Source organism: Lactiplantibacillus fabifermentans DSM 21115, assembly GCF_000498955.2.
In the GTDB taxonomy this organism is placed as follows: domain Bacteria; phylum Bacillota; class Bacilli; order Lactobacillales; family Lactobacillaceae; genus Lactiplantibacillus; species Lactiplantibacillus fabifermentans.
In genome coordinates this window covers 12,717-38,493 of sequence record NZ_AYGX02000043.1, presented here as the reverse complement: position 1 = coordinate 38,493, position 25,777 = coordinate 12,717, and the positions used below count along the sequence as shown (strand labels likewise).

Below are 25,777 nucleotides of genomic sequence, written 5' to 3'. Positions count from 1 at the left end.
TCTCCTTCTTTCTATCAAACTAACTTAAATATTATTTTACTCGTATTAACGGGGTAATAACAGTATTTTTCCGTTTTCCCACGAAAGCCAGATGTTGAAAACGATTTATCGTTCAGCATCTGGCTATTTGGCGTTTGCTTAGCAAACTATGATTCTAATTTAGTCGTCACCTTGGTCGCTAAAGACGTGCGTGTAATACGAACTGCCTTTCGCCGTCCGCGCTAAGAAACTTTGAATCGTTCCGTCGGCGCCTTTGACCGTGATTTCAACTGGGACCCCTGATGGCAAGTAGCGTTTAGCCGCGGTTGCCAAGTATTGGGTAAAGCTAATAATTTCGGTTTCACTATAGAACTTAGTCGTAATGTTAACGCTCAATTTCTTCAAAGACTTGTTTTGATAATGCGCATTGGCCGTTACCCCTGACAAGTTCGGGAAGAAGTTTTGAACGTGGGACTTGAATGAACTAAAGTCCGATTCGTCATTACTGTTGGCACCGGAGTTCTTGGATTCCGATGTCGCTGGGAAGACATAACTTTGCCAGTTCAAGGACTTCCAGTCAGAACTAGAGAAGGACGTTGAACCATTCTTAGAAACGGCATAAGCAATCATGTTCCCACCAACTAAGCTATCGTTAGATGATTGTTTGTATAATGCTAAAACGATTGGCACATTCTTCAAAGCTGACTTTTGACGCATCCGTTGTAAGACGGTATTGGCCATCTTCTTCCCTTCAGCCGTCAAGGTCGTCGTTGAGATATCCGTTTCATACGTGGCCCCATAAGTAACTTTCGTATAATAATCCACGGAGTTCAAGCCTAACCCAACAGTCACCCCACCAAGCGATAATTTGCTACCGCTTTGAATCATATAGTCTTGTTCTTCCAATTGTTGTAAGTAAATCGGATTCCGGGTCGTACTCCCAGTCTTCCCATTACTTTGCGGATTCAAACCAGTCTTATTCGATTTCGAATAACGACCTAACCAGTTTTCCACCGTTGACGTACTCAAATATTGGCCTTCTTGGAACACGTACTTGCTCGTGGAGAAGACTTTTTGTGAGACATCCAATAATTGGGTTTCAAAACTCTTCAAGTTCATGACGTTATCATTTTGGGAAACATTGACCCCACGTGATTTGCTCGTCCGATAACGGCCGTTTTTAATGACCCCTTGATAAAATTCTGAATCAGTTGAACCCGTTGTGGTCGTCGTCTTCGACCCAGTCGTCGTCGTGGTGCTCGAACTACTTGACCCAAATGACGAACTCTTTAAGTTACCGCACGCGGCTAAAGCAATGGCCGTGACGGCAACTAAACCAATCGTGCGTATGCGTTTTAAATTCACGCTTGTGCATCCTCCCTCATTGTCGTGCTGAACCGGGCTTCATCCCATACTTCAATGTCCAGCTGTTGTGCTTTTTGCAACTTACTACCAGCATCGGCCCCCGCCACTACGAGGTCCGTTTTTTTCGAAACACTCCCCGTAACCGTGGCACCGTGGTTTTGTAACCATTCGGTGGCCGCGGGGCGCGTGAAGCTTTGCAACTTACCCGTTAAAACAACGCGTTTACCGGCAAAGAAGCTATCACTATCCATGGTGGCCGCTTCACTGGGTCCTTGATACGTTGTATTAACTTGAACGGCTTGCAATTCCTTGATCAACGTTTGCACGTCGTCACTGGCAAAATATTGCACGACCGCATTGGCAATAATATCGCCCATCGAATCAATCGCCGCGATTTCACTTTGATCCGCAGCCATTAAGGCTTCAATGGTGCCAAAATGCTGGGCAATCAGGCGCGCGACTTTGGCGCCGACGTGCCGGATTCCGAGACCGAACAATAAACGTTCAAGTGAATTATTGCGACTACGGTCGATTGCTGTCAAGAGATTTTCAGCAGATTTATCTTTTATTTTATCTAATGCTAATAATTGTTCAGTGGTCAGCCGATATAAATCAGCCACATCACTCACCAAATGATTGGCATATAATTGCGCAATCAATTTCGGACCTAAGCCGTCAATATTCATGGCGTTCCGCGAGGCAAAATGGACTAAGCCTTCTTGCACTTGCGCCGGACACTTCGGATTAATACACCGCAAGGCCACTTCGTCTTCTAAATGCACTAAGTCGGCGCCACAAGAAGGACAAGTGGTCGGAATCGGTAACACTTCCGCATCCGCGGGCCGTTTTTTCAAATCAACCGCTGAAATTTCGGGAATAATATCACCCGCCTTATGCAACAAGACGGTATCGCCAATCCGCACATCTTTAGCCGCCACATAATCTGGATTATGCAAGGATGCCCGCGCGACGGTCGTTCCGGCTAATTGGACCGGATCCATGACCGCCGTTGGGGTGACGACCCCCGTGCGGCCCACCGTCCATTCAACTTCCCGTAAAACGGTCGGTTGTTCATCCGGTGGGAACTTGAAGGCAATTGCCCAGCGCGGTACTTTGACTGTCGCCCCGAGGTCTCGTTGCATCGGTAATGAGTTGGCTTTAATAACGATACCATCAATCCCGTATGCTAAGTCAGACCGTTTAGCCGCGTACTTATCGATGTAGTCATACACGTCTTGCATCGAATGGGCCACTTGGAAATCCGGATTGATATTAAACCCTAAGTCCGCGAATTCTTCGAGCATTTCACTTTGGGTCCGGGCCGTCAGTGGTTCGTAGTCGGCCACGTTATACATGAACGTGCTCAATTGGCGTTCTTCCGTGACTTTCGGATCAAGTTGCCGTAACGAACCGGCTGCCGCATTCCGAGGATTAGCAAACACGCTTTCCCCAGCGGCTTCGCGTCGTTCGTTTAAGGCTGCAAACGCGGCTTTGGGCATATAGCACTCACCACGAACCTCGACAGTCAACGGCTTCGTCAATTGATGGGGAATCGACTTAATGGTTTCGATATTTTTAGTAATATCTTCCCCAACCGTCCCGTTCCCCCGGGTTGAGCCTTGCACTAACTGACCGTTTTCATAACGTAACGATAAGGCGAGGCCATCAATCTTCAATTCACAGTTATAGTCGACCGTTTCGGCCTCAATGTTGCCTAACAATCGGTCATTAAATTCTTGTAATTCTGCTTGCGAGAAGACGTCACCCAACGACAACATCGGAATCGGATGTTGCACTTTCGTAAAACCGGCTTTGACCGTCCCACCGACTAGTTGGGTGGGTGAATCTGGCGTTACGATTGCTGGAAAGGCCGTTTCTAAGGCTACTAAGCGCGCGTATTGACGGTCGTAGATATCATCTTCCACATTTGGCGCATCATTATCGTAATAATCTTGCCGCCACTGGTTTAGCGTTGGCCGCAATTGGGCCGCTTCGCTAGCGGCTTGTTGCGCTGATAATTCTGAAATCGGCTGATCAGCCATGACCAAATTCCTCCTCTAACCGTTTAGTCGGTTACTTTTTCAATCGGGGCAAATGCCGCTAATAACCGCTTAATACCTTCTGATTTGAACGCAATATCTAATTCTGCATCTTCGCCGGCACCGGTGACTTTAACGACCGTCCCCGTGCCCCACTTGCGATGCTTAACTTTATCACCAATCGACCAGCTATTTTTATCCGCACCGGTCCCACTCGCCTTTTTGACCGTGGCGCGCGTCCCGATTGGATTTTTCTTGTAACGCGGGGTCATCGCACTTTGAGTCCGACGATCAAATGGCGTACTTGGACCACCGGCAGCTTGACCATCCAAAGTGTTTTCGTTCTTAATCAAACTTTGGTCAATTTCTTCAACGAAGCGTGACGCTGGGTTGTTTTGCCGCCGACCGTATAACATCCGCGAATACGCATTAGTGAGATACAGCTTCTTTTCGGCCCGCGTAATCCCAACATAGGCTAAGCGACGTTCTTCTTCAAGTTCATCTTCATCCATCATCGCCCGCGACAATGGGAAGATGCCGTCTTCCATCCCAATCATGAAGACCACTGGGAATTCCAATCCTTTGGCGGCATGCAGCGTCATCAACGTGACCGCTTGCGGTTCTTCTTCGACGTTATCGACGTCGGAAACTAACGCTAAGTCGGCCAAAAAATCGACATACTTGTCACTGTCTTCTTCTTCGGGTTCATAACTATCATCGAATTGTTTGGTAACCGATAAGAATTCCTCGATGTTTTCAATCCGCGCCTGCGCTTCTAGAGCCTGCGTTTGCTTGGCGTTCTTCAAGGCCTTCATATAACCGGTGCGATTCAAGATTTCTTGCGTCAAATCGGTCACGGATAAGTATTCCCGCATCGCCCGTAATTCATTAATCGTGGCAGCGAATTGACTCAAGCCACCCTTAGCACGCGTGGAAATGCCGTTAGCCATATCAACATTGGTCGCAGCTTCCAACATGGAATACCCCGCTTCATCAGCGAAGGCCCGTAACTTATCGACACTAGTTTGACCGATGCCTCGTTTGGGTTCATTGACGACCCGTTCAAAGTTCATCGAGTCTTGGTCATTAACGATTAACGTTAAGTAAGCCAAAACATCTCGAATTTCTTTACGGTCGTAGAACTTGTTACCACCGACCATCGTGTAAGGCACGTTAGCCTTCACGAGTGATTCTTCCATAACCCGGGATTGGGCGTTGGTCCGATACAAGATGGCAAAGTCACCGTAATTGAAGTTGTTTTGTTGCATCTCTTCTTGAATCTTGGCGATAACGAAATGGGTTTCATCACTTTCACTTTGACCACGATAATACGAAATCTTTTCGCCTTCGTTATTTTCCGTCCATAACTTTTTCGGACGGCGGATCGAGTTGTTATCAATCACTTTGTTAGCAGCTGCCAAGATGGTCTTAGTCGAGCGGTAGTTTTGTTCCAACATGACCGTATCAGCTTGCGGATAATCTTTTTCAAAGTCCAAGATGTTTTCCATATTGGCACCCCGCCAGCCATAAATTGACTGGTCAGCATCCCCGACAACACATAAGTTCTTATATTGGTCAGCCAATAAATTAACTAAGGTGTATTGGGCGTTATTAGTATCTTGATATTCATCCACATGAATGTAGTGGAATTTATTTTGATACCAAGCTAACGTTTCCGGGTCTTTTTTGAACAATTGAATCGTCAACATGATCAAGTCATCAAAATCAACGGCTTGGTCTGCGGCGAGTTCACGTTGATATTGGGTGTATACGTCAGCCACAACACTTTCAAACGGGCTAGCCGCCGACTCTTTATACATTGCTGGCGTCTGCAAATCATTCTTCGCATTCGAGATGGCGGATAAGAGTGACCGGGGATCGAACTTTTTCGAATCAATATTTTGTTCGTTCAAGATCCGTTTAACTAACGTCCGTTGTTCACTCGTCCCGGCAATCGTAAAGGCCCGGTTATAACCAATCTTTTCAATGTCGCGTCGTAAAATCCGGACACACAACGCATGGAACGTCGAGACCCACACATCGCGGGCATCTTCGCCCAATAAGTTGCCAACCCGTTCACGCATTTCGCGCGCAGCCTTGTTCGTAAACGTGATTGCTAACACGTTCCAGGGATTAACCCCTTTTTCTTCAATCAAATATGCTACCCGGTGCGTCAAAACTCGGGTCTTCCCAGAGCCGGCCCCGGCCATAATTAGTAGCGGTCCTTCTGTGTCTAATACGGCTTCTTGTTGCTTGTCATTCATTCCTGCCAGTAGGCTTTCCTTCGACACGCTGTTCGCCACCCTTTCTAAAATCAGTCACTCAATATTATAGCAAATTTCATAGTTGGTTTCACGCCGGTTAGCTTGCGAAACCACCGGCCTGACACCCCATTTTAATTGCGCCACCACCCGTCATCCGAGTGGGTCGTTATCATTTTACCAAAAAGCCATCGCAAACACACGTTCGCATCGTTAAAAGTGGAAAATTTTTGCTAAGTTTTTATTAACTAAAATGGCCTCACAAAAATAGCCGCGGGACAGCACGGTCGCCACGACTATTTGCACTTATTTAAAATTATTTCGTGATTTTGACACTAGTTTGCGTCACTATCCGGGTTGTCCTCAATTGGGGCAACCGGATTGAGCCGCCAAAGCGCCGTATCATCAATCTGATCCAAGGCTTCTTTGACTGTATCAGCTTCAACCAACACGTGGCCGGCGATCGGTGCTTTTTCCGCTTGGAGCATCGTGCGGTGATAGAAGTTAAAGTACCAGTTCGGCTTGAGTTGCCATTGCGTCTTGACGCCCGTCACTTGAGCCGGCGTAAAGTAGACCGCGACAACGGGCAGCAATTGCTTAACGGGGGTCAACGGTAAGCCCGCAATCGCCCGCAAGTGTTGTTCTGCCATACTAATATTCGTGGCCCGGTCAAAGACATACCCGGCTTGATGCATCGCGGGGACAATCCGTTTAACATACAAGTTACCACTCTGGGTCAAGAAGAAGGCGACTTCAAAGACCCCGGTATAAATTAAATTATCACTAATTTGTTTCGTAATTCGTAAAATTTCATCACTAACCGCTTGGTCGATTTGCGCTGGGGCAATCGTCGCCATTAATTCATGATTGCGATACCGATTTTCGACGATTGGAAAAAATTCCGTAGCGTTGTCATTTTTAGCGACGATTACGGATAATTCCTTATCGAATGGAATTAACGATTCGAGTAAGTAGGTCCCCCAGTCTAACAAATCAGCCGCTTTGACGATATCCGTCTGCGTCTTGATTTCTAACTGACGATTTTGGCCGAGACCTTTTTGAATTGGCTTCAAAATACTTGGGTAACCAATCGAACCGATTGATTGATAGACATCATCCAAACTCACAATGGTCGCGGAAGGCGCCACGTTTAAGTTGAGTTGGCTAAAGAAGGCCCGTTCGAGGGAACGGTCTTGCATAATTTCTAAGGCGTCGGCGCCTTGCGGGACCCGCGTCTTGCTTGCAATAAAGTTCACGACTGACGCGTCGATCGTTTCTGATTCATAAGTCACGACGTCACAGCGTTCCGCAAAATTTTGTAACTGTTGTTGATCATTGAGGGCTCCGACAACACGAAAATCTGCCAGTTCCATGGTCTCCGTATTTTCGTTATCACCGTAAACCCCGACATTAATGCCAGCATTGCGCGCGGCAATTACTAAGGCGACCCCATTAGTACTGTTACCAATGATGCCGAGAGTACCACCTGGATTTAAAACCGAGTTGTCCACATCCGTCCCTACTTTCTTGTCAATAATAAAAATTAAACGATTTTCCGGATTACTTATCCGATAATAATCATACGTTGTGCACGACTTGCATGCAAGTGTGACTTACTTTTTACGCCGCGCATTCCGGCGCTTAACATGTTTTATCCAAAAACCACCAGAAATATAGCGTGGTTCGTAAGCAATGACGAACGCGTTCGGCGCTTCGGTTTTTATCAAATCATATAAGTGCCGTTCGTTTTTACGGGGGGCTAAAATTTCTAGCTCCAGGCGTTCGCCTTCCAAACCATAGGCCACATGTTGCGTGACCCCAAACCCATTGCTCCGCAAAACGCCTGGTAAGGTCGACTTCGGATCCGGCAAAATCACCGAGATCATCGTATAACCTAGCGCCATCTTATCTTCTAAGACCATCCCAACGTACACACCGACCCCATAACCAAGCGCGTAAACTACTAGATTAATGGGCTTATCTAACCGATTTAATACTAGCGACAGCCCGAGCACATAGATGGTTATTTCCACGACACTTGTAATTGCCGCAAAATACCGATACCCACGCATCACTAATAAAAAGCGCAACGTATTTAATGTAATATAGGCAAAATTAATCACAAATATGAGAACTAACATCTTAATTTGCATGGCCCCGCCAGCTTTCTTTTTTAGTCCGTTTGTTCTGACGCAAAGTGGACCCGGTCATCGTCAAATGAGGTGATTTGTGCCAAGGATTCTAGCCGGACACCACGGTCGGCAATTAATTGGTGACCCGTCTGGAAGACTTTTTCAATCACAATACCGACACCCGCAATTTCACATTTTGCTTGGTCAGCGATGTCGAATAAGCCTTGCACTGCTTGGCCATTCGCCAAAAAGTCGTCGATAATTAATACTTTATCATCTGCATCCAAAAATTTCTTGGAAATCGAAATATGATTGGACGTTTTTTTTGTGTAAGAATAAACTTCCGCAGTATATAAGTCGTCAATTAACGTCACCGACTTGTGTTTACGAGCAAAAACCACGGGAACGTGGAGCTGTAACCCGGTCATCACCGCGGGGGCAATCCCGGATGATTCGACCGTCAAAATCTTAGTCACGCCGGTTTCACGGAATAAATGCGCAAATTCTGACCCCATGGCAAACATTAAATCGGGGTCAATTTGATGGTTTAAAAAGCCATCGACCTTCAATACTTCGCCAGGTAAGACCCGACCATCTTTTAAAATACGTTCTTCAAGTTCTCGCATAGTGTCCTCCTGATAATTGCTTCGTTAACATCCAAATACTTACTTTCTATCATACCGTTGTAAGTCATATTTTTGAATGATATTAATTAATTTTTGCGCATAACTTGGATCTGTCGCATATCCAGCGGCCTGCAACGCCTTAGCGGCCGTTCGATAATTTTTGGCCGCAATCACGGCCGCATAATGGTTACTATCCCAAGTAGTGCCATTTGCTAGCGTTTTAGCATGCCCGACAATTGAGGCCTGCCACGAGTCGTAAACGACAAAGCGTTGTTTCACTTTTTGATATTTACCATCGTAATATTCACTCGTCAGCATCATTTTGCCACGTTGATTGGCACTCGCTTTCACACCAAACAAATTATTATTTTGGCGCGCATTGGCACTTTGGCCCCAGTCTGATTCCAAAATCGCCTGACTTAACGTAATGCTCGCTAACACGTGATATTTGGTCTGCATTTGCTGGGCGGCGGGGGCCACTTTTTTGATAAACCCGCTATGCGTATTGACCGTGGTCGGTGGGACGGCTTTGGCAGTCCGGGGCCAGTTGCGTTGGATGACCCACACTAAGCCCGCCATTAAAGCGAACACGACGACCACATTGAGCCATTGAATACGCCCATTGCGCGTCATGAACCCTTTACTTACCGCTTTTTTACGCCGCGTCCGGCGCCGCTTTTTGGCCATGGAATCCCCACTTTCCTAATCGAGTTGCTCTTATTCTACCGACTTTTTGCCTAAAATAAAACGGTAAGAACCATCATTTTCCACAACTTTTTGCTAAAATAAAAATAGTTCCGCTATTTAGCGTTAAAAGGAGTGTTTTTGCATGACGAAACCTAATCGTTGGGCAATTGTCGGTCTCGGCAATATCGCCCATAGCTTTGTTAAATATTTTGACCAACCTGATGGTGAAATTTATGCCGTCTGCTCACGCTCACAAGCTAAGGCCGATGCCTTTGCGAAAGAACATGATATTCCAAAAGCCTATGGTGATTTAGACACCATGCTAGCTGATCCTGAAATCAACATCGTCTATGTGGCCACGCCACACAACTTCCACTTGGACACGATTGTCCCCGCGTTACGCGCCGGCAAACACGTTTTAAGTGAAAAGGCGATTACGATGTCCAGTACTGAATTAAATATCGCTCGTGAGGAAGCGCGGGCGCGGCATTTGGTATTGGCCGAAGCCATGACCCTGTATCACATGCCGTTATATGCCAAGCTCCATGAATTGGCAGCCGAACGTGAATTAGGCGACTTGAAGATGGTCCAGGCGAGTTTTGGGAGTTTCAAAGAACCCGATGCTACGAACCGCTTCTTCAATCCTAAATTAGCTGGTGGCGCCTTACTTGATATTGGCGTTTACGCGCTGGCCTTTGTTCGCGAATTTTTGACCGCCAAACCTTACATCACCGGCACCACGATGCATCGCTTCGCAAGTGGCGTGGATGAAGCTGAAACGATTACGTTACGCAATGCGAACGATGAATTGGCCACCGTCGCCTTGACGTTCCGCGCTAAAATGCCCAAACAAGGGATTGTGGCTTACGAAAACGGCTACTTCACCATTGACACGTACCCCCGCGCTGACCAAGCGCTATTCACCGACAGCGCCGGTCACACCGAGATTATCAAGGCCGGTGACGCTAAGAACGCTATGAACTATGAAATTGCCGATATGCAACAAATGGTCGCCGGTCAATTGCCGAATACGAGCATCGTCAAAACCGCCGATGTTATGGATGTCATGACGGCCGCCCGGCAACAATGGGACTATCGCTATCCCTTCGAAAATTAACTAACCAGGCTGAGTTAATCAGGCTGGCAACCTAAAAAGCAGCTGCTCCCAATTGAGGGAACCAGCTGCTTTTTTAATTTCGCTATGGCCCTAATGAAATACTAGTCCTAAGCCCATGAAAACGATAAACGACAAACAAATGATTGTAGCGTTTTTGATAGCTAAGATGAAAGTCTCCCGTTTAACTTGTTTTTGTAAAAATAGGTGGGTATTTTTTAGCACTGGAATCACACTGATTAACGTCAACAAGCTGAATTTTGGTAAGACCCCCAACCAAACCGCGACCATTAAACAAACGTAACCGGCAATGTAGCTCCAGGCAAAGACTTGTAACATCACTGGTTTACCTAAATAATATAAAATCGTGTGGCGTCCCAATGCGATATCTTCGTCCATGTCACAAATATTGTTGGCTAGCATAATGTTGGCAATCGCGAAGATGGCCAATCCCGAGGCAATTAACACTTCGCCAGTATTTTGCCACGTGATGGGCACCCGGTCGAAAGTGTTGATGTACACCGAAATCCAAAAGATCATAAACCCCATCGTAAAACCGGAGAAGAATTCGCCAAATGGCCCACTGGAAATGGGTTTGGGTCCGCCGGCATAAAAATAGCCAACCGCATACGAGTAGATTCCCATCCATAGTAATGGTAACCCCGTTTTCGTGACTAACCACAAACCAATCACCAGCGAAACGCCGGCCAAGCCAAACGTCAACAACCGTGCTTGGCTGATTGAAATTTGGTTGACGCCGACGACATTGGTTTCTTCCAAAAATTCTTGGTTATCGTGATTGCGCGGCGCGTGAATAAAATCTTGGTAATTATCATTGGCATTAGTCGCCATGTGAAATAAAGATGACGCAATAAAGAACAATAGCAAATAACCTAAATGTAATTGGTGATAATTATAGACCGCGTACAAACTACCGAGCACAAACGGCAAGACACTCGCAATCAACGACTTGATTTCCACAAATTCCAGAAAAACTTTCGGTTTCAAAAAATAACTCCCCCTTTTTGTTTGACAAGCTTTCGAGTTATTTGTACCTTTAAATTAATTGTATTTTAGTTTTCGCCAGCCTGCAAGTTGAACCACTGCACAATTGGCTGGGTTCACTAAAATGATTTTAGGCATAACGGGGTGAAATGCGATGATTCAAACGATTTGGCAACCAGATACACCGGTCCACGCGCAATTGGCAGCGCTTAAACCATACTTAATGGCCAACGTCAAAATAGATAACGCGGCCATCAATGACCGGGTCCATCAGCTGTTAGCGGCCGGTGGCAAGTTTTTACGCCCCGGTTTCTTCTACTTGTTTAGCCAATTCGGGGCAGAACAAGATCCAGTGCGCTTACAGGCGGGGGCGGCCGCGATGGAACTTTTGCACGTCGCGACTTTGATTCATGATGACGTCATTGACGAAGCTAAGGAACGCCGCCACGTCACGACGATTCATCAAGATTACGGCCAACGCAACGCGATTTACGCTGGCGACTTGTTATTTACGTGTTACTTCGACCAAGTCTTAATTGCGGCGAAAACGCCGGCTGACGTGAAAGTCAACACCGCGGCGATGCGCGCAATTTTGCAAGGCGAACTCGATCAAATGGCCCACAACTTTAAACCCACGACGACTTTAAGTGACTACTTAAATGTCGCTGCGGGCAAAACCGCCTGCTTGTTCAGTTTAAGCTGTGAGCAAGGCGCCCATTTAGCCGGAGCTTCCGCCGAAATCGCGAAGTTAGCGCGGCAAATTGGCAATCGGATGGGTTTAGCTTATCAGATGTTAGACGACATTCTCGACTATACCGGTGACGAAGAAATCACCCATAAGCCGGTCTTGACCGACTTAAAGGATGGCGTTTATTCATTACCACTGATTTATGCACTCCAAAGCGACCCCACCTTAGCCAAGCTATTACCGATGCCCGGTATGGTGATTTCTAACGCGGAGTTGCTCAACATCCGCGACCAAGTCATTGCCTTAGGCGGCGTGACCAAAGCCCAACAACTAGCCACTGATTACACGCAACAAGCCTTAACCCTCATCAACCGGCTCCCAGCCGGCAGCACGCAACAAACGTTACGCAGCTTAGTGACCCAATTATTAGTTCGCAATCATTAATTATTTTCAGCCCGCGGTGCGCTACTGCGGGCTTTTTTGTGGTTGTTACCGCAGTTGGTTGACTGTAATTCCATCGTCCAGGGACAATTCCATTACGGTCAACCAACTGCTTAATTCAGCTTAAGTACAACTGAATGCCCAGCAAAAAATGAACTAATGCTGCTTATCAGATTATTAACTAGCATTAGTTTATCTTCCCCGAATGTAGGAAAGTTGCAAATTCCACTAATATTTATGCGTTATAAACATTCAGTGCAGCATAACCAATATTAATATTTCACAAACTAGGATGGCTTAACCGTTGGCAACTACGCCCCCACCAATGGTACAACACAGCGAGTAACCTGAAATTACCCGTAACAACAAAATCGACTCCGCTACAACGTACAACGATACGTAGCGGAGCCGATTTTTATAACCGTTAATTTAGTTGTGGGTCAATAGTAATGTAAACCACCGATATCTTGGAAAATTCCATCTCAGAATTGGCTATTGAGACAATGCAATGAGCACCTTACCTAACATCTAGCAAAAATGATAGTACCAAGAAATTGGCATCATCCCATTTTGATTAAAGCACCAGTTTAGTTGGGCGTCAGCGGCAACAGTTAACAACTAATCTTCTTGTCCTTGGTCCAAATCGTATAACCGTTTGAACCGCGGCGCCGTGGCGTAGAGGTCTTGCGGCGTGCCGGCCATGTCGAATTGACCGTCTTCTAGGAAGCGGACTTGGTCGACGTTGTTGATGCCGGCCAAATGGTGCGTGACCCAGAGGATCGTCTTGTCGTTTAGAACGCGGAAGACCGTTTGTAACAGGTGTGCTTCCGTAATGGGGTCCAAACTAACAGTGGGTTCGTCCAAAATAATAATGGGTGCATCTTGTAACAAAATGCGGGCTAACGCAATCCGTTGGCGCTCACCACCAGAAAAACGCGCGCCACCTTCTTCAACGACCGTTTCATAACCATCCGGCAATGCCGTGATTAACGGTTCCAGTTCAACGGCCTTTAACGCTGCTTTGACTTGGTCGTCGGTGGCTTCTTCGTTCCCCATCCGGACATTATTCATAATCGACGTATTAAACAAGTATGGTTGTTGGTCCAGAACGCCGAATAACTGGGCCCGTTCATTTTGTAACCGGCTGACGGGCACGTCATTTAACTGGACCGTACCGTTAGTTGGCTGTAAGTCACCGAGAATGAGTTTTAACAGCGTACTCTTCCCCGTTCCCGATGGTCCTAATAATGCGAGCTTTTCGCCAGCTTGCAAGGTCAAATTCAATTGCTTAAAGATTTGGCGACTCGTGTCGGTATATTGGAAATCCAAATCAGCGACCCGCAGCACGTTAAAGTCTTCGGTCAACACCGTTTGGTCCGTTTCATCGGTCGGCGTCGTATCGAGGTCATTGACACGTTTGATAGAACGTTGGTAACTAGGCCATTCACTGACCCCTTGGCTGACGGACTGAAACGCATCAACTAATGGAAAAACCGATAAGACAAAGGCCGCAATCCAGTTGGCACTAGCTTTGTCACTCGTCCAATAAAAGCTACTCCATACGAGTAACGCCAAACAAATCACGCCAAAGATAATTTGAATGGTAAAATCACGCCACCACTGAAATTGATGGTCGCGCCGGCGCAACTTGGCAATTGCGTCGATTGGCTGGTCTTGACGGTCGGTGAAGTCTTTTTGCCGACCGGAAATTAACCAATCCCCTAAACCCATGACGGCATCGGTCAGCTGGGTATAAAACGTCTGTTGAATTTGCCGACTTTGCGTTTCACGCGCGCCGTTAATCAACACCGACCACAGTGGCATTACAATCACCACTAAGCCTAGCATCAATAACATCAACAGCCCAAACCACCAACTAAAGTAACCGAGCGCCAGGATAATAATCAAGTACATCAGTAACGCTATAACTGTGGGAAAAACCGTCCGCAAATACAAGTTTTCAATATGGTCGATATCATCGGCTAAAATGCTTAAGACATCCCCCGTTTGAAAATTTTGCCGAATCGCGACCGCGTGTTTTTCCACTGCTTGATACAGTTTCTTCCGAAAATCAGAAACGATGCGTAAGACCCAGTTGTGACTCGTAATCCGTTCCGCATATCGGAATGCTGGGCGGCCAATCCCAAAGGCTCGCGTCAGGACAATCGGTACGTAAATCATCAAAATGTTGTAAGGATGCCGGGCGGCTTTACTAATCAAATAGCCGGAGTTAAACATCAACGCTGACCCACAGAAAAAGGTCATCAAGCCTAAAAACAAGGTCAACGCGAGTAACTTTTTATATTTACGCAAGTAAGGCATGACCCAAGTATCGTGTTTAAATGTGCCAAAAAAGTCTTTCATTAGATTGCACCTACCATTTCATCACGTAACCGAACGTAGGCACCATTGTGGGCTGCCAGTTCGGCCGGCGTGCCTTGTTCCACGATTTGACCGTGGTCCATCACGAGCACGTAATCCATCTGATTGATCCAGTGGAGCCGGTGGGTCGCAAAGAAGACTAAGTGATCATCTAAAACGGGCAAAATCGTTTGTTTCAATTCGGCTTCCGTTTCGATATCCAAATGAGCGGTCGGTTCGTCGAATAATAAGATTTTCCGCGAGTCATCCAGAAAGGCCCGCGCTAACGCGATTCGTTGCGCTTGGCCCCCGGATACGCCGCGGGACCCTTCCCCAATCTTCGTATTCAAGCCATCCGGTAACGTCTGAATCCAGGCCGTTAAACCAGCTTTTTCAGCAGCTTGGCCAATCGCACTCAAGCCCGCCTCAGGTTGATAAAACGCGATATTTTCCGCTAAGGTCGCATGGAACAAGTACGGATTTTGCGGAATATAAAAGTAACTTTGTTGCCACGCCTGTTGGCTCAAATGTGAGACGGTTTGACCATTGACCGCAATCGTCCCATCGTCCACGGCCGGCGACAAAAAGCCCCCTAGCAAGTTAATTAGGGTGGATTTACCAGAACCAGAGGCCCCGATAATGCCAATCCGTTGGTACCCGTGCGCCGTAATATTTAAGTCTTTAAGCGCAAGCTGATTGCCATCATAACTGAAATTAACGTTGGTCAGTTGTAAGTCACTATCGGCTCGCCAGTTGAGCGGTTGTTCACCTAATTGTAGTCGCTCCGTTGGTACCGGCAGCGCTAACATTTTTTGGACATCGGCAAACGCATTTTTACCATTTAAAGTCGCATGGTAATCATTGGCAAATGTCCGCAACGGTAAGAAGTAATCTGGTGAAAGCACTAAAATCACTAATGCCGGTAATAATCCAATCGTCCCGTCAACTAAGCCGAAGCCAAGAAAAACCGCAACCACGGCAATCGACAAAGTCGTAAAGAAGTCCAGAGCAAATGTCGAGAGCATCGCGATCTTAATGACTGCCATCGTTTGTTTACGATAACCTTCGCTGACTTGATAAACATTTTCAGCGTAGCGTTTACTCAGTCCTAATTGCTTCAACGTCGGTAAGCCCCGTAACGTATCGACAAAATGATTGGACATGCGTTGATAACCCACATATTGCCGGTCAGCCTTAGCTTGCGCCGCATAGCCTAAAATAATCATGAAAACGATGATTAAAGGAAAAATAGCTAATAAGAATAACGCTTCGCGCCACCGCAAAAATGCGATATAAATTAAAATGACCCACGGAATAACCATCATATCAATGACTTTAATGACGACGAACATGAGGTAAGTCTGAACTTTATCGATACCTTCTAAGGCCGTCGTTACGACATTCCCGGTCCCGGTCTTGGCGACATAACTGGGCCCGAGTTGATACAACTTTTGCATCACTTGGCGGCGCATATCGCCCGATGTTTTTTCGACGATCGGATACATCAACCGATTCTTGACGACGACTAATAGTTGCCGCCCTACCCAGGCTAAGGCAAACAACAACATTGGTCGCACAATCGTGTTTAACGCGTGTAAATGCCATAACCCGACAATGGCGACCGATAAATAATATGCTTGGGCAATAATACACAAGCCTTCAATGACTGCTAAAATGCTCAGCCAAACGGCCAATTTACGCATGCCCGGTAATTTGAATAAAGCCGGATCAAACATGCAACCGTCCCCTCCCTGTTAAAAATTAAACTAAAACGGGCCGTGACTCTGGCACTCGGCCAAGTCACGACCCGTTTTGTGCTATTAAATTTATTGTACCACCACGTTAACTAATTAGGGGTGGTAACGTGTCTTTTTTACGACGCCAAGCGTTTGTAAAAGACCCAATAGCTCCAAATGAAGTAGATTAACATAATTGGTAAGACGGATAACGAAATGACCGTCATCAAATGTAACGTGTATGGTGAATTGGACGCATTCTTAATTAAGATGCTGTTAGCCGCATTGTTGGCCACCATAACCCGTGGGAACAAGCCATTGAACAACAAGACGACGACATCGATTAAGGACAAGCCACTGCTAATGAATGAGAGCCATTCATGATTACCATAGACGCCCCAAGTTGCCAAAACAGTTAAGACTACTAAGGCAACGACCAAAATTGTGGTCGAAACTGGTTTCTTGGTGAAGAAATCCGTGTTGAAGAACAACAAGATAGCAAAGACGACTTCGCCGGCAAACAAGACCCAATATAATGGTTTCGCCCATTGTAAGGCGCGGGCCCGTAACGTTCCGGTGGTCTTTAGACGAATAAAGTTCAAGCCGTGTAAGTAGCAGAGTAACGTCACTGCAACCCCACCAACGATTGAGAACAAGTTAACGTAATCCGTGAAATGTGCCGTCATATCGCCGTTCGCGTTAATCGGCATCCCTTTGACCATGGCGGTAAACATCATTCCAAATAAGAACGCGGCGAAGAAACTCCCTAAGGCAGCCGCCCATTCCCAGAAGTTACGACCACTTTCGCTTTCCATCCGACTACGGAATTCAAACGAGACGCCCCGCATAATCAAGGCCACTAAGATCAATAACAAGATGAGATAAAAACCAGAGAACAAGCTCGCGTACCACATTGGAAACGAGGCGAACATCGCGCCACCAGCCGTGATTAACCACACTTCATTGGCATCCCAGTGCGGGCCAATCGTATGAATCACAACATCGCGTTCTTGCCGCGTTTGCGCCAAACTCTTGATGGTCATCCCCACCCCGAAGTCAAAGCCTTCGAGGAAGAAGAAACCGCTAAATAACACGCCAACTAACACAAACCATAAAAATTGTAAGTTACTCATGACTGAACGCCCCCTTACCGTAAGGGTCATATGGTGCATCGTCGGTGGCTTGTAATAAGTCGTCCGGACCATGATGCAAGGCACGCCGTGATAAGACAATCATGACGACCCCTAAACCACTGAATAAGCAGAAGTAAACAATATTTGAAATGAGTAACGACGCGACACTGACGTTTGGTGAAACGGCATCGGCAATCGTTAATAACCCATAAACGACCCATGGGTAACGGCCTAATTCAGTAATGAACCAGCCGGCAGTATTAGCAGCAAATGGCAGGAAGGTACAAATCCCTAAGACCCATAAGAACCACCGTTGTCGGATAATCAAATCAGAACTAGCCCGGTTGAAGATCAACCCTACAATGGCAATCAAGGCGAACAGGCCACCAGAAATTGCCATGACCCGGAAACTCCAGAACAAGGTCTTAGCTGGGACGTAGTAATTCATATCTTTACAAAACTTCTTATCGTATTTGGCATGTAATTCTTTGTTCAAGGTATTTTGACCCTTAACGTTCCCTGATAACTTGTGATAACTCAAAATATCCAAGACGTATGGGACATCAATGGACCAATTGCTCTTGTGATTCTTCGTATCCATACTCTCAATCACCGACCAAGCCGCCGGTGAACCGGAGTCTTTGTATAACCCTTCAGTCGCGGCAAACTTCATTGGTTGTTCTTTAATGATGTAACGCGTTTGTAAGTCCCCCATGCCAACAACACCGATGGTTGCTAATAAACCAACAATCAAGCTAACTTTGAGTGACTTTCGGAAGAACTGCACATTGCGTTTTTTGAGTAACGCGAAAGCCGCCATCCCGGCAACAACAAACGAACCAGTCACAAACGCCCCAAACAAAACGTGTGGTAATTCGTACCACAGTTGTGGGTTTTTAATGACAGCGCTAAAACTCGTCATTTGTGCGCGACCCGTTTTGGCATTAATCATAAAGCCCACTGGGTTTTGCATGAAACTGTTAGCGGCTAAGATCCACATCGCCGAAATCATCGTCCCAATGGAAGTTAACCAGATGAACGCACAGTGGATACCGGCGTTAAACCGGTCCCAACCGAACATCCATAACCCAATAAATGTGGATTCCATAAAGAAGGCAACTAAGGCTTCAATCGCCAATGGTGCCCCGAAAATGTCACCCATGAAGCGTGAATAATCAGACCAATTCATCCCAAATTGGAATTCTTGAATAATCCCTGTCACGACCCCCACTGCGAAGCTAAGTAGGAAAATCCGGCCCCAAAACTGCGCCATATGTTTATACATGACATCTTTTTTGATGACATAGTTCGTTTCCATAATTGCAACAACGAAAGCTAAACCGATTGATAATGGCACAAAGAAGAAATGAAACACTGTGGTCATCGCAAATTGGAACCGCGCCAAGGATAAAATACTTAATCCGAGATTCATAAATGGTCCCCCCTTTTTTATTAAACTGTTTAATGACCCCCGTAAGCGCCACCAATAATTCATCTTTATCATATCAACTGATAAGTGAAAATTCAATCAATCTCAACTTTTATTCCTAAAATAGTCAAACACCCTAATTTTCAAGGCCGATTTCTAACTGTTTTACCAGTTTGTAAAGTGACATTAAGGTTAAATAGATTGATATAGTTTCCGATTTATTTCGTCAGCATGCCCATTACTGCACAATCAAGCCGCTATTAAAAAAGGGCTTACTTATTGATTCCATCAAGGTTAGTTACCGGTCAGGTCCGTTTAACTTATTTTATATTATAAACCAATACCCCCGTACTTTGATTCCTTCACAATTTAGTCACAATTATATTAGTAAAAGCTACTAAACCATTTTGTACATGGTATATTCATAATGCAAAATAGAATAAATTATTAAGAGGAGTAAGTAAATGCGAAAAAATCAACCGGGGAAGCCAGAAATTGGTCGATATAAGATGTTTAAGTCGGGTAAACACTGGGTTTATGCGGGGATCACACTCGCCAGTGTTTCCACCTCACTTTTATTAACCACGAATGCGCAAGCCGACACGGTCACATCAACCGCGCCAACTTCCACCACCGCTGTGGTTGCCGCGAACGTGGCAACCGGAACACCAACGCAAGCCGCTAGTGCCACTAGTACTACTTCGGAAAGCAGCAATGTTTCGAGTCCAGCTGCCAATAGCAACAATACCAGTGACAATACATCGAACCAATCTACTGACGGCACCACTAATAACCAGGACACTGCTAGCGATACGAATACTAATACTAATACCAGCACGAGTACCGCGACTGCCGAAAGTGCCAGCGACAATCAAACGACGCCCGCTACCACGACGACTGACCAAACCACTGGTAAGCAAACCGCTACTAGTGATGCAGCCAACAATAACGCGGCTGTGACGTCTGACACCGACACAACGGTCAAGGATTCGACCAATGCTGCATCAGATACCACTAATGATAACAACACCGCCACGACCGATACGACGACAACCACCGATACCACCAACGTGACGCCTGATACGACGACGCCTGCGGTTGATACTGCAGGGGATGCCGCCAATGCTGACGCGGCTGCCACTGAAAACACGACCAACGAAAGTGCTGCGCAACCAGCAACTACGACCGATACGACCGGCTTAGCCGATGATTTAACGGCGAACGATAACCAACAAGCGGCTACCCCAGTCGCTGAAGCCTTGGACGTTACGGCCACTAGTGCAGCAACTGATCCGGTTGCTGCTTCCAACGCGGCCCTCTCTGCCGTGGCATCATTAGTTTCCGAATTGACGGGGGTTCAAATTAGCGACCACGGTCCCATTTATACGACTGATGATTCCACTTTGGATAATCAAGGCACCATCACCGTTGAAAAAACGGGCCCTTACGCCATTACTTGGAAGTCCGTTTCATCAACGAATCAAACTTCTACTAAGACGGTCACCATTGATTTAGCTGACTTTGTCGCCCTTTACAAAGCGGCAACTGACGGTACGGCATCGCAAGCCATCATTAACAAAGCTAAAGAAAAATTAGCGACTGCCATTAATAACCTCAAAGAGTTACCTTCAACGATTGCTAGCAAGGTTGTCGGTAGCTTGTTATATCAAATGATCTTTACCGGTTCGGGTTCCGAAGCTTTATCCGAATTCCGGACCATGTTGGACCCGACCCGCTACTCAGTTTCTGACTTCTGGGAAGGTCTCGATCCCGTCGCTTATGCCGCCGACCGTGAAGCCGCACAAACCTACTATCCCGAAGCCGTCACTTGGTGGAACAACGTCACCAAAGAAACTTGGGAACTCCCCGAATATAATGATGCCACTAAACTCGTCCGGGCCACTTATATCCAAAATGGTAATTCAACCAAGACCGTCGTTATTGGTCAAGGTTGGACCCAAAAGCCTGACTGGATCGGTTATGTTTCGAAGATTTGGTACGACATGGGTTACAACATTTTGATGCCAAGTCAACGGGGCCAATTCTTAAGTGATGGCAACGACATGACTTTTGGCTACCAAGATAAGTACGATTGGTTAAACTGGGTCAAGATGGTTGATGCCCGTAACGGTGCCAACAGTGAAGTCGTCTTCTACGGCCAATCACTTGGCGCTGATACCGTGATTGAGGCTGCTTCGGTACCAGGATTATCCAAATCGGTTAAAGCCGTCATTGCGGATGCTGGCTATTCAACGTTACAAGAACTGGGTAGCTCGCTGTATGCGAAAGCCGTCGCAGCGGTTTCAGCTAAATTAGTCGCATTAGGCTTACCTTCATTAACGGACAGCTTGCCACTCTTACCATTTGATAAAGTCTATGCCGCCGTTAACAGCTTATTAGAATCGAAACAAGGTTTTGGTTTAGATGATGTTTCTGGGGTCGCCGCTGCCGCGGGTGTTCAAGTCCCATTGATGTTAATCCATACCGAAGATGACCAATTTATTCCATATACCCAATCATTGGAATTGGCCGCAGCTAATAAGTCAGCTTTACAAACGGTCTGGTTATTGCCTGGACAAGTTGGTGGCCATGCATCTGCTAACGATGCCATCTTACAATACACCGCTCACATCAAAGCCTTCTTAGCCGAAGCTTTAGCCGCTGCGGGCGTCGAAGTGCCAACTACCGATGGTGGCAATACGACCACGACAACTGGTGATACCACCACAACTGATAGCTCAAGCGCTACCGCTGAAAGTGGTAACGCTACAAGCGATACCACCACTAACGGTAGCAGTAGTACTACAACAACTGGCAACAATGGCAATCAAACGGCAACCAATGATGATTTAACGACCGTTGATGGCAGCAAAGCTACCGATGTTGATACTGGTGAAACAACTACGAATACCACTGGTAAGACTAGTTCAACTACTAAGAGCAGCACGAATACGGCTACTGGAACAAGCGCTACTAATAATTCAGCAAACGCTACATCCACAGTGGTTACAACTGCTGATGATTTGATTGATAGCAACAACGATGCGTTAGTAACTGATGACCAAAGTGGTTCCGTGGTTACTGCTAGCTTGTTAACCGACCACACGACTGCGGATGATTTAATTGCCCCAGTTAGTGCCCGTTATCAAACTAGTACTAATGATTTGTTAGCTGCGACTAATACGGCTGACGTTGACACCGCCAAAGCAAGCGTCAGTGCTGTCACCGATACGAACACAACTAAGCCGACTGCTGCTAAAGCCGCGACAACTGCCCAAGTATTACCACAAACAACTGAAAAATCACAATCATGGTTCGCTGCTTTAGGTGCCAGCTTGATGGCCTTAGTAACCGGTGCTTGGGTCAGCCTACGTCGTCGTTTCAACAAAAACGCTTAAGACTTTGCGAACACCTGATTTCATGGTATATTTACGACAGCTTCAGAGAAGAGGTCGGCCCATGGAGATTGGTAGTCACGTTCAATTCGTTTTAGAAGATAAAACTTACATCGGTGAAATTGCGAAAGTTTACGTGAATTCGTATTTAATTACTTTCAAGTCTGACGATCCGGCGATTGTTGATAAATATCACAATAAAGTCATCATCAGTCAGAAGCAAGTTCAAGCCGTTAAATAGTAAAAAGCCCGCCAACGAAAATTTCGTTGACGGGCTTTTTATCATTTTATTTATTTTTACGTTGAAAACGCAGGAGTGGCATCCCAATTAACGGTACTAATATTCCCGCTAAAATAGCTTCAGGAACCCCGTTAATACCAACAATCGTCAGCAAGTATGGCATCAATTTCGTCAAGTCGACTTTATAGAACCCGGCCGCCCGATCGGCATACAATGTCCCAATCAAACCGAGCACCAAAATCGTATTCGTTAACGACCCAGCAATACCGGCCAACGTTAAGCCTAACATCTGTTTACCACGGCGTTGCCACCAGATAAACGTCCAACCCGCCACGACCCCAATCAGGACCCGGGGCACCACTGAGACGAGCGGATTCGTAAACACATACGGTGCCAAGGCACTGGTCGGCGCGACAAACGCCCGAATCCAGTCAATCACACCCCACATACCACCAACTAACGCCCCATCTTTAGGCCCGAGCACCACGGCCGCCACAATCACGGTAACGTGAATCGTCGTCAAACTCAACCCAGAAATCGGAATATAACCAAAAAACGGCACGACATTTTGGACGATAATAATCGCCATCAAGACCGCCAGCACACTAATATGATAGGCGTTGGACCGTCGTTGCATCCGCGCCACCTCCACTCTTCTTCACCTTTTTTGAATAATCCATTATACCATTGTGCCGTTCGCGTGTGCTACTTTAATACGTCTTAGATTGTTTTTTAATTGCCGTGCCCTCCGGCGGAAAAATGGTTCTTTTTTTAAGTTAATCGTTGCCTCTCAAATACTAATGGTACGCCAAGCATATTTTGGACGTTACGCCATTTATATCAGCTACTATTTTTATAAACTTTGATAACTGATTTTTGCAATAACCAATATTAAGAAAGTTTGAAAAACGTTGCGACATGGTGGGCACAACGTTGCTTCGAGTCACCCAGGTTACCCACACTTATAATACAACGGCTCACATTACGATTTTCTCATTGTAATGATATTTATCAACTAGTTAATCCAGTACTAATATTCCGACTAATCAGCACAACACGATCTCGAAAATTGCCATTTTTTCATCGAACACCTTAGCATAAGGCTGGCTCTAGAGAGGGCCTTCCAAATATCGGTGAATCTCGATTAACTGAGTTTTTCCCTATTATCCATATAAACTGGCACAGCTTAAAAAACACTTTAACGGCAATCCTATTTTTACAATCAATTGACCGAGCTTAGCCATATCACTGATATACCAATTAATCACGCCTTTCACGATTTCATTAAAACGGGGCCGCGTTTACTCATCACGAGATCAATTCAGTTGTGAGTCAGCAGCAATGGAAGTTGCCGTGCAAGTGGCGTTAGTGCGGCATGCTTTTGGCCGGACTTACGCCACCGACATCTTTGAAGATTGGCGGGCTGGGCCGAGCTTCAAAGTGAGGTTCGAGACAGCTTTTTGGCTCGAACCGGTCGCCACGGCTACTGGAATTGCTGCTGAATCACAACGGCAAGCCTACCCAATCAACCAAAAAAGCCACCGTCAAAAGCGACGGTGGCGAAACGTTATTCAGCTTCGTGTTCTTTAAGGCCTTGGCGAATGCGGGAATGGCGGTAGCTGTATAGGAAGTAAATGACAATTCCGATGGCTAGCCAAATCCCGAACATGTGCCACGTGAAGGCTTGTAAGTTGAGCATCAAGTAGATGCAGGCTAAGAACGACACGATTGGTAATACTGGATAAAATGGGACTTTAAACGAGCTGTTAATTTGTTGTAAGGTTTCATGTTTACGTAAGAAGATGACCCCGATGGAGACCATGGCAAAGGCGAACAACGTCCCAATATTAACGAGTTCCGCGATTTTATCTAACGGAATGACCGCGGCAAAGATGCTGGCGATAATTCCAAAAATCCATGTACTCTTAACGGGGACTTTCGTTGATGGATTCAACGTCCGGAACGCTTTTGGTAGTAAGCCGTCCCGACTGATGGCAAATAACAACCGCGTCCCACCGTATAACATCACGATTAAGACAGTTGTCATCCCGACCACGGCCCCTAAGGAGACAATCCCCGCGGCCCAGTTTTGATTGATGACGGCTAAGGCATAAGCAACCGGGTCCCCAACGTTTAATTTCGTGTAAGGCACGACCCCGACTAAGACCCAGGCCATCGCCACGTACAAGATTGACGCTACGACTAACGACCCGATAATCCCAATCGGCATGTCGCGCTTAGGATTTTTAACTTCTTCTGAAGCGGTGGAAACGGCATCGAACCCGATATAGGCATAAAACGCCAGTGACGCCCCTTTGACTAACCCGTGCACCCCATTTGGCATGAACGGATGGAAGTTGGCTGGTTTGACGAAGAAGATGGCCACCGCGATAAATAACACGATGACTAAAATTTTGACAATCACCATAATCGTATTGACCCGGGCGGATTCTTGCACGCCGCCGACTAATAATAACGAGATCGCCAAGACGACGATAAACGCAATCAAGTTAAACCCGGCATGCGGTTGACCGGAAGTCCCGGCGGCCGCTTGGAAAAACGCGGGCAACTTGATGCCAAAACCACTGATTAGATTTTGGAAATACGACGACCAACTCACGGCCACCGATGAGACGGCAAATAAATATTCTGAAATTAAAGACCACCCTAAAATCCAGGCTAAAAATTCACCAAAGACGGTGTAAACATACGTATAGGCACTCCCTGCTAATGGGATCGTTGATGAAAACTCCGCGTAACATAAGGCCGCTAACGAACAAACCACTGCCGCGATGACAAATGACAACATGGCGGCGGGTCCGGCGTACTTAGCCGCGATAATCCCCGGCGTTATAAAGATCCCCGAGCCGACAATGGCCCCAACCCCCATCATAGTTAAGCTAAAGGCGTTTAAGGTTTTCGCCAAACCGCCTTTATTAAAGTTGGCTGGATTGACCGGCTTTTTGATCAATAATCGCCGTGATGCTTTCATACAGTTGCCTCCTAATCGAATTCTTATTAATATAACGTTGTTAATTTTATTGATTTTCACATAAATAGTCAAGTAAAACCATGTTTTTCTTTAAGAATTCTCATAAAAACACCTACATAAAGCTATTTTGACCGTTTAGTTATTTTGAACAAA

The 25,777-nt window shown here is 46.2% G+C and carries 19 protein-coding genes; 5 read left to right on the top strand and 14 right to left on the bottom strand.

Going from position 1 to position 25,777, the window contains the following annotated elements; genetic code table 11:
* Positions 1 to 159: 159 nt before the first annotated feature.
* The 7 genes from DY78_RS03450 to DY78_RS03420 all read right to left on the bottom strand — a co-directional run bounded on the left by DY78_RS03450 (position 160) and on the right by DY78_RS03420 (position 9,089).
* The gene (locus DY78_RS03450; protein WP_024624131.1) at positions 160 to 1,344 is read right to left on the bottom strand and encodes a CamS family sex pheromone protein; all 1,185 of its coding nucleotides are present in this window, start codon (positions 1,342 to 1,344) and stop codon (positions 160 to 162) included.
* Positions 1,341 to 3,386 carry an NAD-dependent DNA ligase LigA gene (gene ligA, locus DY78_RS03445; RefSeq protein WP_024624130.1) on the bottom strand — a complete coding sequence of 682 codons (2,046 nt, stop codon included), beginning with the start codon at positions 3,384 to 3,386 and terminating at the stop codon, positions 1,341 to 1,343. Before ligA ends, DY78_RS03450 begins: the two co-directional genes overlap by 4 nt.
* 23 nt (positions 3,387 to 3,409) lie before the next feature.
* The gene (gene pcrA, locus DY78_RS03440; RefSeq protein ID WP_024624129.1) at positions 3,410 to 5,674 is read right to left on the bottom strand and encodes a DNA helicase PcrA; all 2,265 of its coding nucleotides are present in this window, start codon (positions 5,672 to 5,674) and stop codon (positions 3,410 to 3,412) included.
* Between the two features lie 305 nt (positions 5,675 to 5,979).
* Positions 5,980 to 7,155, bottom strand: coding sequence for a 5-(carboxyamino)imidazole ribonucleotide synthase (locus DY78_RS03435; RefSeq protein WP_024624128.1), 1,176 nt, complete (start codon positions 7,153 to 7,155; stop codon positions 5,980 to 5,982).
* Positions 7,156 to 7,257: 102 nt separating this feature from the next.
* Complete coding sequence (locus DY78_RS03430) at positions 7,258 to 7,797, bottom strand: DUF2179 domain-containing protein (RefSeq protein ID WP_024624127.1); 540 nt, start codon at positions 7,795 to 7,797, stop codon at positions 7,258 to 7,260.
* A 20-nt stretch (positions 7,798 to 7,817) separates the two neighbouring features.
* Complete coding sequence (locus DY78_RS03425; protein WP_024624126.1) at positions 7,818 to 8,402, bottom strand: xanthine phosphoribosyltransferase; 585 nt, start codon at positions 8,400 to 8,402, stop codon at positions 7,818 to 7,820.
* A 39-nt stretch (positions 8,403 to 8,441) separates the two neighbouring features.
* On the bottom strand, positions 8,442 to 9,089 hold the full coding sequence (locus tag DY78_RS03420; protein ID WP_024624125.1) for a glycoside hydrolase family 73 protein: 648 nt from the start codon (positions 9,087 to 9,089) through the stop codon (positions 8,442 to 8,444).
* Positions 9,090 to 9,231: 142 nt separating this feature from the next.
* Here DY78_RS03420 and DY78_RS03415 point away from each other — a divergent pair, with 142 nt between their 5' ends.
* Positions 9,232 to 10,206: a Gfo/Idh/MocA family protein gene (locus tag DY78_RS03415; protein WP_024624124.1), complete on the top strand. Its 975-nt coding sequence runs from the start codon at positions 9,232 to 9,234 to the stop codon at positions 10,204 to 10,206.
* 90 nt (positions 10,207 to 10,296) lie between these two features.
* Here DY78_RS03415 and DY78_RS03410 read toward each other — a convergent pair whose 3' ends face one another.
* Positions 10,297 to 11,211, bottom strand: a complete 915-nt coding sequence (locus DY78_RS03410) for a prenyltransferase (RefSeq protein WP_024624123.1) — start codon at positions 11,209 to 11,211, stop codon at positions 10,297 to 10,299.
* A gap of 151 nt (positions 11,212 to 11,362) precedes the next feature.
* On the opposite strand from DY78_RS03410, the gene DY78_RS03405 reads away from it, so the two are divergent.
* Positions 11,363 to 12,340: a polyprenyl synthetase family protein gene (locus DY78_RS03405; RefSeq protein WP_024624122.1), complete on the top strand. Its 978-nt coding sequence runs from the start codon at positions 11,363 to 11,365 to the stop codon at positions 12,338 to 12,340.
* A gap of 615 nt (positions 12,341 to 12,955) precedes the next feature.
* On the opposite strand, the gene cydC is transcribed toward DY78_RS03405, so the two are convergent.
* The 4 genes from cydC to DY78_RS03385 form a co-directional block, all read right to left on the bottom strand.
* Positions 12,956 to 14,701, bottom strand: coding sequence for a thiol reductant ABC exporter subunit CydC (gene cydC, locus DY78_RS03400; RefSeq protein ID WP_024624121.1), 1,746 nt, complete (start codon positions 14,699 to 14,701; stop codon positions 12,956 to 12,958).
* The gene (cydD, locus tag DY78_RS03395; RefSeq protein WP_024624120.1) at positions 14,701 to 16,434 is read right to left on the bottom strand and encodes a thiol reductant ABC exporter subunit CydD; all 1,734 of its coding nucleotides are present in this window, start codon (positions 16,432 to 16,434) and stop codon (positions 14,701 to 14,703) included. The genes cydC and cydD overlap by 1 nt, the downstream gene beginning before the upstream one ends.
* A gap of 137 nt (positions 16,435 to 16,571) precedes the next feature.
* Entirely contained in the window at positions 16,572 to 17,567 is a 996-nt protein-coding gene (gene cydB / locus DY78_RS03390) for a cytochrome d ubiquinol oxidase subunit II (RefSeq protein WP_024624119.1), read from the bottom strand.
* Positions 17,560 to 18,999: a cytochrome ubiquinol oxidase subunit I gene (locus tag DY78_RS03385; RefSeq protein WP_024624118.1), complete on the bottom strand. Its 1,440-nt coding sequence runs from the start codon at positions 18,997 to 18,999 to the stop codon at positions 17,560 to 17,562. The genes cydB and DY78_RS03385 overlap by 8 nt, the downstream gene beginning before the upstream one ends.
* A 461-nt stretch (positions 19,000 to 19,460) precedes the next feature.
* On the opposite strand from DY78_RS03385, the gene DY78_RS03380 reads away from it, so the two are divergent.
* Both DY78_RS03380 and DY78_RS15985 read left to right on the top strand, forming a co-directional pair.
* Positions 19,461 to 22,394: a KxYKxGKxW signal peptide domain-containing protein gene (locus DY78_RS03380; RefSeq protein WP_024624117.1), complete on the top strand. Its 2,934-nt coding sequence runs from the start codon at positions 19,461 to 19,463 to the stop codon at positions 22,392 to 22,394.
* 61 nt (positions 22,395 to 22,455) lie between these two features.
* Entirely contained in the window at positions 22,456 to 22,632 is a 177-nt protein-coding gene (locus DY78_RS15985; RefSeq protein ID WP_156093408.1) for a hypothetical protein, read from the top strand.
* Positions 22,633 to 22,678: 46 nt separating this feature from the next.
* On the opposite strand, the gene DY78_RS03375 is transcribed toward DY78_RS15985, so the two are convergent.
* Positions 22,679 to 23,269, bottom strand: coding sequence for an ECF transporter S component (locus DY78_RS03375; RefSeq protein ID WP_024624116.1), 591 nt, complete (start codon positions 23,267 to 23,269; stop codon positions 22,679 to 22,681).
* A 704-nt stretch (positions 23,270 to 23,973) separates the two neighbouring features.
* On the opposite strand from DY78_RS03375, the gene DY78_RS03370 reads away from it, so the two are divergent.
* Entirely contained in the window at positions 23,974 to 24,222 is a 249-nt protein-coding gene (locus tag DY78_RS03370; RefSeq protein WP_033613683.1) for a hypothetical protein, read from the top strand.
* Here the strand turns inward: DY78_RS03370 and DY78_RS03365 are convergent.
* On the bottom strand, positions 24,200 to 25,624 hold the full coding sequence (locus DY78_RS03365; protein ID WP_024624115.1) for an amino acid permease: 1,425 nt from the start codon (positions 25,622 to 25,624) through the stop codon (positions 24,200 to 24,202). The genes DY78_RS03370 and DY78_RS03365 overlap by 23 nt on opposite strands.
* Positions 25,625 to 25,777: the final 153 nt, after the last annotated feature.